This is a genomic window from Paraburkholderia sp. 31.1, from assembly GCF_014397645.1.
GTDB classification, from domain to species: Bacteria; Pseudomonadota; Gammaproteobacteria; order Burkholderiales; family Burkholderiaceae; genus Paraburkholderia; species Paraburkholderia tuberum.
Genome location: NZ_VZQN01000184.1, coordinates 1 through 803 on the forward strand (window position 1 = coordinate 1; position 803 = coordinate 803).

Consider the following 803-nt stretch of genomic DNA (forward strand, 5'->3'; position numbering starts at 1 on the left):
GCATCGAACCACGAATGCGCAAACGAAGACCGAAGTCCTACCCATGGCTGAAAGAGCCTCGTCACATCGCACGTGAGCGCGTCCAAAAATATGGGCACGCTCCACGGGCTTAAGTAAGTGCCATTCGGCCTAGACGGTGTTAGGAACTTCCGGTCAAAACCTGGCACCCTGGAGGGATGACAAGAGAGAAACAGGCGGGAGCCCTATGGTCCGACATGAACAACAACATCATCTACGCTCCAGCACGCAATCTGCGAGGTATCGACTGGGTGATCGCCGGCGGTGAAAGCGGCCCGGGCGCACGGCCGATGCATCCGGATTGGGCTCGCTCGCTGCGCGACCAGTGCGCAGCGGCCAGGGTGCCGTTCCTTTTCAAGCAATGGGGCGAATGGCTTCCCGCCTCTACGGATCAAGAAAGCTACGCACTGGCCGATGACGGATCGGAGCGCGATCTCACAGGCAGCTTTCGCATGGCGGCGATCGATTGACAGCAACTTCTGCGTGTCGGAAAAAAGCTGCCGGCCGCCTGCTCGACGGCCGCACGCATGACGAATTCCCGCAAGGTACAACGTGACAACGAATTACTCGACCACGCCGGTCAGCGACTCAATGTCATGCGCGATCGCTTCCTTAACCTTATCCCAGGCTTCGATAGGGTCAGCAGCATGTATTTCGCGGCCCCCCCCCCCGCGTCACAATGGTTGTCGCCTGGATAAAATTGGAATCTGGGGGCGATAAAGAGAGAACAAGTTGGCGCGTTACGGAAAGACATTCAAGGACAGAGCGGTGGCGCGGTTGCTGCC

The 803-nt window shown here is 58.5% G+C and carries 1 pseudogene; it reads left to right on the forward strand.

The features are described 5' to 3' along the window. Positions 1-257: 257 nt before the first annotated feature. Positions 258-399: pseudogene (locus tag F6X37_RS37740) on the forward strand (DUF5131 family protein); the annotation flags it as partial. Positions 400-803 lie beyond the last annotated feature (404 nt).